The sequence below is a fragment of the Frigoribacterium sp. AP1 genome, from assembly GCF_056680555.1.
In genome coordinates, this window is the sequence record NZ_CM155288.1 from 1928432 (window position 1) to 1937524 (window position 9093).

7 protein-coding genes are annotated in these 9093 nt (G+C 70.5%); all 7 read right to left on the reverse strand.

Annotation, left to right across the window (positions count from 1 at the left end; all coding sequences use genetic code 11):
• Positions 1-73: 73 nt before the first annotated feature.
• Entirely contained in the window at positions 74-439 is a 366-nt protein-coding gene (locus tag AC1MBW_RS09255) for a hypothetical protein (protein ID WP_480024272.1), read from the reverse strand.
• A gap of 47 nt (positions 440-486) precedes the next feature.
• Entirely contained in the window at positions 487-5931 is a 5445-nt protein-coding gene (locus AC1MBW_RS09260; RefSeq protein WP_480024273.1) for a DUF6531 domain-containing protein, read from the reverse strand.
• Between the two features lie 111 nt (positions 5932-6042).
• The gene (locus tag AC1MBW_RS09265; protein WP_054147104.1) at positions 6043-6324 is read right to left on the reverse strand and encodes a hypothetical protein; all 282 of its coding nucleotides are present in this window, start codon (positions 6322-6324) and stop codon (positions 6043-6045) included.
• A 108-nt stretch (positions 6325-6432) separates the two neighbouring features.
• Positions 6433-7233, reverse strand: coding sequence for a hypothetical protein (locus tag AC1MBW_RS09270; protein WP_480024274.1), 801 nt, complete (start codon positions 7231-7233; stop codon positions 6433-6435).
• A gap of 174 nt (positions 7234-7407) precedes the next feature.
• Positions 7408-7968, reverse strand: a complete 561-nt coding sequence (locus AC1MBW_RS09275; protein WP_480024275.1) for an Imm26 family immunity protein — start codon at positions 7966-7968, stop codon at positions 7408-7410.
• A 30-nt stretch (positions 7969-7998) separates the two neighbouring features.
• Positions 7999-8235, reverse strand: coding sequence for a hypothetical protein (locus AC1MBW_RS09280; RefSeq protein WP_480024276.1), 237 nt, complete (start codon positions 8233-8235; stop codon positions 7999-8001).
• Between the two features lie 302 nt (positions 8236-8537).
• Positions 8538-9041, reverse strand: a complete 504-nt coding sequence (locus AC1MBW_RS09285; RefSeq protein ID WP_480024277.1) for a hypothetical protein — start codon at positions 9039-9041, stop codon at positions 8538-8540.
• Positions 9042-9093 lie beyond the last annotated feature (52 nt).

The following is a 9093-nucleotide window of genomic DNA, read 5'->3' on the forward strand; positions in this document are numbered from 1 at the left end:
GGATCGGCTGTGGCCATCGCTGACGCCTCCCTGTTGGTGCTCTGTTCCCGCATGCGCCCTGGTCTCGTCCCGGCTAGGTGGGTTGGCCAGCCTGCAGGTAGGCATGACCGAGGACGAACTGCCCGCCGACCAAGACGAGCAACAGGAGGGGCAGGCCGACGACCAGGATGACTCGCTCGACGGGGGGTAGATCTTCATCGGGTGCCTTGCGAGACCGAACCCACAAGCCGAGGATGAGCGCCGGGAAGAGTCCGAGAACCACGATGGGTAGTTGCCACTCTCGCGAGAGTCGGGTGTACGAGATCGTCGTTCCTGGTGGCACCTGTGTCAGGACGTAGAGAGCGACGACGAGGTCTACAGCCAGGCCCACGAGCATCACCGCCCGCATGCGGACGATCAACGTTCGACTGCGAAGGCGATCCGCCTCGGTCGAGTCCATTTGGGCCCGGGGTTCGCTGTCCGGTCTTTCGGCCATCTCACGTGTCCTTAGTTGGCTATTGCGAGTTTCAGGGCGTCGACACCCCATGAGAGCTGTTGTTCTGCTGATGAGGCCGCGAAATGGGCCCCAAGGCTCGCCTCGGGCGCCCCGAGGTCTTTCAAACCGGGTAGGTGCGACATGGCTGAACCTGCGCCAAAGTCGACGAGCCCTTCGGCAAGACCGTACTCGGTGCCCGAGATCGCCTGATCCGTGAGGCCACCAACGACATTGCCACCGCCGCTGAAACCGTATTGAACGACTCCCTTGATGAGCGAACTGCTCACCCGCTCCGAAAGTCCCCCGCCGATCGCGGACAAGGAACCACTCACCAATCCACTCGTTCCTGCGCCACCAAAGCCCTGAAGCGTCCAATCCTCAGCAGGGGTGGTGACCATGTACGTGCCTGTGTTTCCCAAGCTTCCCACCGCCCCGTTTGCGATGACGCTCCGTCCGAGCTGGGAGCTGGCGGCCCGGGCCGTGGCGCCGAACGCCTGCCGGCCGGCGGTGGCCACCGCCGAGCCCACACGGCCTCCGGCATTCGTCAACGTCGATCCGATGCGGCTGGCGCCGCTGCTCAGGAGGCTCGCGGCGCGACCACCGAACGCGCTGACGAGCGAGCTGGCCCCGGCACTGGCCCCACCGAGCACGCCTCCGATCAGGGCGTCCGTCCCGGCCTTGCCCCAGTCGACCTCACCCGTGGTGGCCTTCTGCGAGGCGACCGAGAGGCCGCCCGAGAGCAGGGCTCCCGAGGCCGCCATCAGCGCGATGCCGGCTGGTCCCCCGACACCCGTGGCCATGAGCGCGACACCGCCCACGATCGCGGCGCCGGCGGCGACGTACTCCCAGTTGTCGTCCCACCAGGCTCCGGCCGCCGCCCAGGCGCCCTGGGTGGCCGTGGCGTAGTCGGCGAGGTCGGCGTCCGTCGCCGGGCGCAGCCCGAGCGGGTCGAGGGCGTGCAGGGGGTCGTTGCCCGCGTACGAGTAGGGGTTGCCCGCCCAGGCCGCACCGGTCACCGGTGCGAGCGGGTCGACCGAGAGGAACCCTCGGGCGGTCGGGTCGTAGACCCGGGCCCCGAGCCAGTCGAGGCCGGCGACCTGCAGACCACCCGTGGCCGTGAGCGCCAGTCCGCCGGGCAGCTCCGGTCCGGTCGCCGAGGAGGCGCGGTCGGCGCCCCAGGGGTCCGTCGCGTCGGTCGCATGGGCACCGCGCCAGGCCGGGGCGAGCCAGTCCTCGCCGACGCGGGTCGCGCCTCCCGGGAGCGTCGTCACGGACGAGCCGCCGAGCGAGACGAGTGAGGGGAGGGGGCTGGCGCTGTCCCACCAGACGTCGGCTCCGTCGACGGTGGCGAGCTCGCCCAGGGCGTCGACCCAGAGCGAGGTGCGGTCGAGCACTCGGGCGTCGGCGTCGAGGCGCGTGACGCCGGTCAGCCAACCGAGATCGGACCAGGCGTACTCGGTGTACGTACCGTCGTCGGCGATCTCGCGGACGCGTCGGCCGAGGCCGTCGTGGACGTACTCGACCCGTCGCCCGTCCGCCAGGTCACGGCTGGTGATCTGCCCTGCGGCGTCATGGGTGGACGTCGTGCTGACGCCGTCGAGGGTCTCGGCGACGAGACGACCGGCCAGGTCGTACGTCCAGGTGGCGAGGCCGCCGGGGCCCGTGCGCAGCGTAGTCAGCTGGCAGGCGTCGTCGTAGCCGTACTCGACCGTGCCCGAGGGGCCGTCGATGCGAGCGATGCGGTCGGAGGAGTCGCGGGTGATGGTGGTCGTCGTGGCGCCGTCGACGCCGGTCGTGGTGTGCTCGACGAGGGCGCCGTCGTCATAGCGCCAGGCCTGGAGCAGGTCACCACCGGTCGAGGCGACGATGCGGCCTGCGGCGTCGTACGAGACGGTCGACTCGACCCCGGCGTGCACGATCGAGACGGCCCGCCCGGCGGTGTCGCGGCGGTACTCGGTGCGGGTGCCGTCCGGGTCGACCCGGGCGGTGCGGCGGCCGTCGGCGTCGTACTCCCACGCGATCGCCGAGTCGCCTCGCGAACGACGCACGAGCCCACCGCGCCGGTCGTACTCGAGCCGGTGCTCTACGTCGTGGCCCGCTCCGTTCGTGTGGTCGGTGACCGTGATCGCGCGGGTGACGGGGTCGACGCTGACCGTGCTCGTCTCGCGTCCGTCGACGCGCGTCGTCGCCGGTCGTCCGGCGGCGTCGTGCAGCCACTCGGTGACGTGCCCGTCGGGGTCGCGCTGCTTCAGCTGCCGTCCGGCGGCGTCGTATTCGGCGGTCGTCGTGCGGCCCAGGGGATCGACGACGCTCGTGACACGGTCGACCGCGTCGTATTCGCGACGCGTGACACCACCGAGCGGGTCGGTGATCGCGACGACGCGGCCGCGGAGGTCGTACTCGTAGCGGGTGACCCCGCCCAGCCCGTTGACGGCTTCGACGAGTTGGCCGGCGGCGTCGTAGCGGAAGCGGCGTCGTCCGTAGCGGGTGTCCTGGGTCGAGGTGAGTCGTCCGGCGGCGTCGTAGCCGAACCGGGCGGTGCCCTGGCCGGGCACGCGCCGGGCCACGATGCGTCCGGCGGCGTCGTGGTCGATGCGTTCGACCTCGCCGGTGGGCAGGGTGCGGGCGACGACCCGGGAGTCGGCGTCGTAGCTCAGGGTGGTGCGTGCGCCGAGCGGGTCGGTGCTCGCCGACGGGCGTCCGCAGGCGTCGTACTCGTAGGTCGTCCGGGCGCCGGTCGGGGTGACGACGGCGGTCACGCGTCCGGCGAGGTCGCGTTCGAGGCGAGTGAGGCCGCCTTCGCCGTCGACGAGTTCGACGACGCGTCCGCACCGGTCGTAGGTGGTCAGCTCGGCTGATCCGTCGGGCGCTTCGGTCGCGACGGGGCGGCCGTATTCGTCGAACCGGACGGTGGTCGTGGTGAACGCGTCACGCAGGGTGCCGGTGCCGTCCATCTGGTCGACCCGCGCCTCCTGACGCACGCCCGTCGGATCGACGGTCGCGGTGAGGGCGCCGGTGACGTCGTACTCGCGGGTCCAGTCGTGCCCGGCCGGGTCGGTGACCGTCCGCAGCCGCGAGAGAGCGTCCCAGCCGAAGCGGTTCTCGCCACCGTCGGGCAGGACGATCGCCGACAGGTTGCCCTGGTCGTCGAACCGCCGCGAGACGACGCGACCGAGCGGGTCCGTGGTGGTCTCGAGCTCGCCGTGGGGGCCGTAGCCGTAGTCGGTGCGCGCACCGAGGGGGTCGACCACGGCCGTCACGCGGGCGCCGGGCCCGTGCTCGAACCGCCAGGTGGCACCGTCGGGGTCACGGCGTCCGGTCAGCAGCCCCGCGGCGTCGTACGTGAAGGTCGTCCGTGCCCCGGACGGGCTCGTGGCGACGACCGGTCGTCCGGTGTGGTCGCGCTCGATCCGGGCCACGTCGCCCACCGCGTTCGTGGTCGAGACGAGGTCGCCGAACGCGTCGTAGGCGCAGACGACCGTGACCCCGGTCGGGTCGACCACGCGCTCGAGCAGACCGTCGCGCCAGACGAGCTCGGAACGCCCGCCCTCGGGGTCGACGATCACCGACGGGTCGCGGTCGTCGCCGCCGTACTCGTACTGCACGACCGAGCCCGACTCCGTGACAAGGGTCGTGACGCGGTCGAGGTCGTCGTACCCCCAGGTGAGGTCGGCACCGGCCGGGGTGACCGTCCGCACCTTGCGGCCGCGCTGGTCGTAGCCGTTCACGGTCGTCGACCCGTCGCGCTCGACGACCGAGACGAGGTTGCCGTGCGGGTCGTAGCTCATCGACTGGCGGTGGTCGTCGGTGTCGAGCACGCCGACGAGGCGGCCCTTGGCGTCCGAGATCCAGGTGTTCGAGCGGCTGCCGTCGGTGTCCGACACGACGGTCACGCGACCGCGCAGGTAGGCGAAGCGCACGGTGCGTCCGTGCGGGGTGAGCTGCTCGACGACGCGTCCGCGGTCGTCGTACGTGTTGACGGCCTCGACCACTCCGGAGGCGCTGGTCACCTTCTCGATCAGCCCCGCGTCGTTCCAGCCGTAGCGTCGGGTGCCGACCTCGCTCGTCGCGCCGACCAGGCGGCCGGCGTCGTCGTAGGCGTACTCGACCCGGCGGCCGTCCGAGCCGGTGGCGACCGCGACGCGGCCGTCGACGTAGTCGATCTCGATCCAGCGTCCGCGGGCGTGGGTGAGGCGCGCGGGCAGGCCGTCGGGGTGGCGGGCGACCTCGACGGCCGTACCCGCGCCTCCTTCGCTGCCCAGCCAGACGCCGGACGGGGTGAAGCGCCACCGGCTGCCGGCGTTGTCGCGGACGACGAGGGTCGAGCCCTCGGCGGCGAGCCAGAAGTTTTCACCGACTCCGCGGTCCCAGCCCTCGCCGAGCCGCGGGAACAGCACCTGGCGGCCGTCGGCCATCGTGAACGCGGCACCCTCGTCGTCGAGGGTGAGGCGTGTCTCGAGCACCGAGGCCCAGCCGGGGCCGAACAGGCCGACGTGCGGGTCGAGGCTGTTGTACATGCGGCTGAGGCGCAGTGTGCTGCTCGCGCCCGAGAACGCGAGGTCGACCTCGGTCTCGAGGAAGTTGCCCGTGGTCGTGTTCACCGGGTCGACCGAGTAGCCGCTCGTGGGGGCCCCGCCGAAGGCCTGGGTCGGTTCGATGAGGAGGTCGTCGCGGCCGAGCGCGATGCCGGAGGCCTGCAGGGAGGCCGCGATGGCGGCGTTCGACAGCGTCGAGACCGATCCCTCACCACCGGCCTGGGCGAATTTGTCGGCGACGGTGGTGGCCCACGCTGCATCGTTGGCGTTGGCGCCGAGCCAGTCCGAGAGGGCTCGCACGAGGCCGTCGGCGGTGAACGAGCCCCAGTCGCACTGGGTCGCGAACGTGTCGAGGGCCGCTGTCAGCGTGCCCGGCCGCGAGGCGAGCTCGCCGTCGAGGGCCGTCGTCGTCGAGGAGAAGGACCGGAGGTTCGCAGGGAGGGCCGACGACGTGGGCCCGGCCGAGCCGCCGCCCGTGGGGACCTCGCGTGCCGGCGGCACGTAGGTCGAACTGAGGACCAGCTGGTCCTCTTTCTTCGTGGTGGGGGGTTGCTCGACGCCGTCGAAGCCGTCGATGAACTTGTCCCAGCCGCTGCGGGCCTCGAGGCGTTCGTAGTACTCCCGCGCCTCTCGACGGCGGGCGTTCTCCCGCTTGGCCGACTCCATGATCTGGTCGACGAAGTCCGCGGCTTCGCGGAGGGTCTGGCAGAGACCGGACGCACCCACCGCGGCGGTGTCGGCGTTCTCCTTGAACAGGTCGGCGAACAGCCCCGCGAACTCTTGCGAACCCGTGGTCACCGCCGCGGCGCGCGACGCCGTCTGCCCCTCGACGTCGCTCGCGGCGTTGGTGAACGCCGATTTCAGGTTGTCGGCCGCCCAGAAGCTGAACTTCAGCGGTTCGTTGCCGTGCAGATCGGTCATGTCGTCGTTTCCCCCGGTACAGATGGATCGGTCAGCCGCCGCGTCCCCAGGCCGCGGAGGCAGGAGACACCGGCCGCTCCCGTGGGGAGCAGCCGGTGTCTTCGGTGATGCCTAGGCGCCGCCGCCGGCGGAGAAGATGTTCTGCGAGATCTTGTCGAGCTGGGTGCGGAGCTGCTCGAGTTCGGTCTTGGCCTTGTCGAGGGCGGCCTTGGTCTCGGGCCAGGTCGAGCCGCGGAACGTCGCGGCGAGGGGGCCGTCCCAGACGTTGGGGTCGGACAGGATGCGGCCCTGCGCGTCGAGCTGGCTGATCTGGTCGGTGAAACCGCCGTTGATGATGCCCTGGACCTGGTTGATGGCCGTCTTGGCCTGCTCGGTCGAAAGAACGCGTGACATGGTTACCCCCTGATGGATTGGCCGGTGAGCGAGACGCGCCCCCGAGGCTCGAACGGCTCGACTTTAGCCTGAAATCGTGCCGAGGGTGCAGAACAGTCTGTTGGTCTTTCAGCCGCGGGCGGTCGGGGCCCACGGGACCGAGGGCAGCGGGCCGCCGGTCCGGCTGAAATGGACGGCCGCCGCGACGGCCCGATCGCGGTACGCCGCGGGGGAGGGGTTGGCCGGAACCGGCTGGCCGGGGCCCGGGGCCGAGACGGCGTCGACGATCTCGTACCAGGGACCCGTGCGGACGTCCATCGTGTGCAGGACGGCGACGGGCACGTCCGCCGGCCGCAGGACGTCCAGCCCGGCGGTGTCGCGACGCAGCTCGATGCTGCTCGGGACGTTGCCCTTCGGCCCCCGGATCACGGTGCGCAGCCGCTTCTCGGACGGGTCGACCACCTCGAACTGCTCGCGTCCCATGCGCCACAGCAGCAGGGTGCGGCCGGGCACGGTGGCGGGGTCGGTCGGCGGGGCGGCGGGTTCACGGGCTTCGTGTCGGGCGCGGCTGGCCGTGCCGAGGGCGTGGCCGAACAGGGCGGCGCCGGCGAAGGTCAACACCATGAGGATGTTGGGCGGCCCCGACGACACCATGGGGATGCTCGCGGTGCTGGCCAGGACGATCGGCATCGTGGTGGCCCGGGTCCGGTCGCGCAGCCGGCCCAGCAGGAACGACGCGGCGAGGAGCACGAGCCCGAGGGTGATCACGAGCCCGGGCGTGGCACCGCCCACGAGGGCGATGGCGACGCCCGCGACGAATCCCAGGGCAGAGAGAAGGAGGCGCGTGGACGACGGCATCGCGACCGGCGTCGTCGGGGTCAGCTGTCGGGGTCTCGTCTCGGTCGGTGCCGAGGTGCGGTCGGTGCTCATGGTCCCCCTGGGTGCCCGGCCGTGGGCCGGGGCGTCCGTGCTCGTCAGGACCTCGCCCGTGTCGAGCCGCCCCCGGGCACGATCTTGGCACGAACAGGTCTGTCGGGGTGCCTTTCCGTCCTGTCCCGACGCGGGTCGCTGTCGGCGCCCGCGCGGCAGGTGCTCCGGGGTCGCTCAGCGGAACACGTCGGTCGCCAGGATGACCCCGTCGGCCCTCACGCGGTCCAGAGCCGGAAGCCACGGTGTCAGTCCCTCTCGTGCGGCGACGGCCCGGTCGAGGTAGGCCGGGCTCGACGTGGTCCGAAAGGGCACCGTCTCGATCTCGAGCGGGGTCGCCGATCGACGACGTGCTCCCGGGAAATCCTCGACGAAGAACCGGACCGGGTCGCCTGACGTGATCTTGTAGGCCGGCAGGAACCGCTCCGCGGCCACGGCTGCGCGCCCCACGACCCGCCACGAACCCCGGTCGAGGTGGCTGCTGAGGGTCAGCGCGGCGTAGAGCGGGGAGGCGGTGGCCAGCTCGTCGAGGGAGTCCTGCCCCGGATCGACCCCGCCGACGACGAGGTCGAAGACGACCACGTAGATGCCCGCGAAGTGCTCGGTGACGACCTGGCCGAGGTAGGCCCGGCCGTCACCCACGGGGATCTCGAAGACGAGACCTGCAGGTGTCGGTTCGCGTCCGTCCTCCGCCGGCGTCGCAGGACGGCGGCGTTCAGCGTGGTCTTCTTCGGTCAACTGCGCATCCCGATCATTCTGACGCTCCCGTCATGGGCTCGACGTCCTCTGTCGTGCCGCCTGCGTCGCCGCGAGGATCTCGACGCCGAGTGCCGAGTCGAACGGCCACTCGTCGACTACCTGATGCGCCAGGCTCTCGAGGTGTGAGAGAGCGAGGTCGGGGTGGCCCTCGGCGGTCAGCCGCCTAGCCTTCTCCATCGTCCGCTCGGCGTGAGCTTTGCGGTCGTCGTCACGGGACGAAGCCCCCGCGCCGCTGGTCAGCTCCATGGTCTCTCCTTCGTGATGAGTAACGAGTGCAAGGCACGCAGCGTCTCGTCGTCGTTCATCATCCGGTCCGATCAGTCGCCTCGTGGGTGCGCACTCTCGCCTGTCGTCCATCCTGACCTCTACTCCAGAACTCCACGCGACGTCGGGGGCGGATCACTCGCCGGCGGTGAAGAGGTCTTTCGATGCTCGTCAAGACATCCGCTTGGCGGGCCTTCGGCTGTCGTCGACCAAGGCGACGTACTCGCGGGAGCGCTCGGCGTCTGGTGTGCCATCTTCGTGGACGGCGACTTCGGCAGGTGGACTCAATCTCGGAAGACGGTGGCTGCGCGCCGGGCGTCGGCGGGGAGCAGTTCGTCGAAGCGATCCTCCCAGGGTGCCTTGCCTGCCAGAGCGCGGACAGCTGCAGCGATTCCCGCCGGGGCTCTCGTCGTCCGGAACTGCAGATCTTCGACTTCTTCGGCTGTCGCAGGCCGGCGACGTTCTTCGGAAAAATCCACCACGAACCACGAGTCTGCATCGCCGATGGTCACCTTGTACGCGGGAAGCCATCTGTCTGCATCGACGGGGGCTGTTCTAACGACCCGCCAACCCATGTCGACGAACAAAGTGCTCATTGTCTGACCAGCGAGAACCACCTCGTGCTGAAGCGCTTCCTCAGCGTCGCGTTCGGCCGAGGTCTCGTCAGTTCGGAAGTCGTAGACGACAAAATAGAAGTTTTTCTTCCTGAGGATGCTAACGACATGCGCAACGTATACCGTGCCGTCACCCACAGGAATGGTGAACAAGTCACCCTGGGTCAACTTCATAGGACGGGACCTCCAGCAGCCAAGAATCTCTGGCGGCTCATCTCGTTACGTT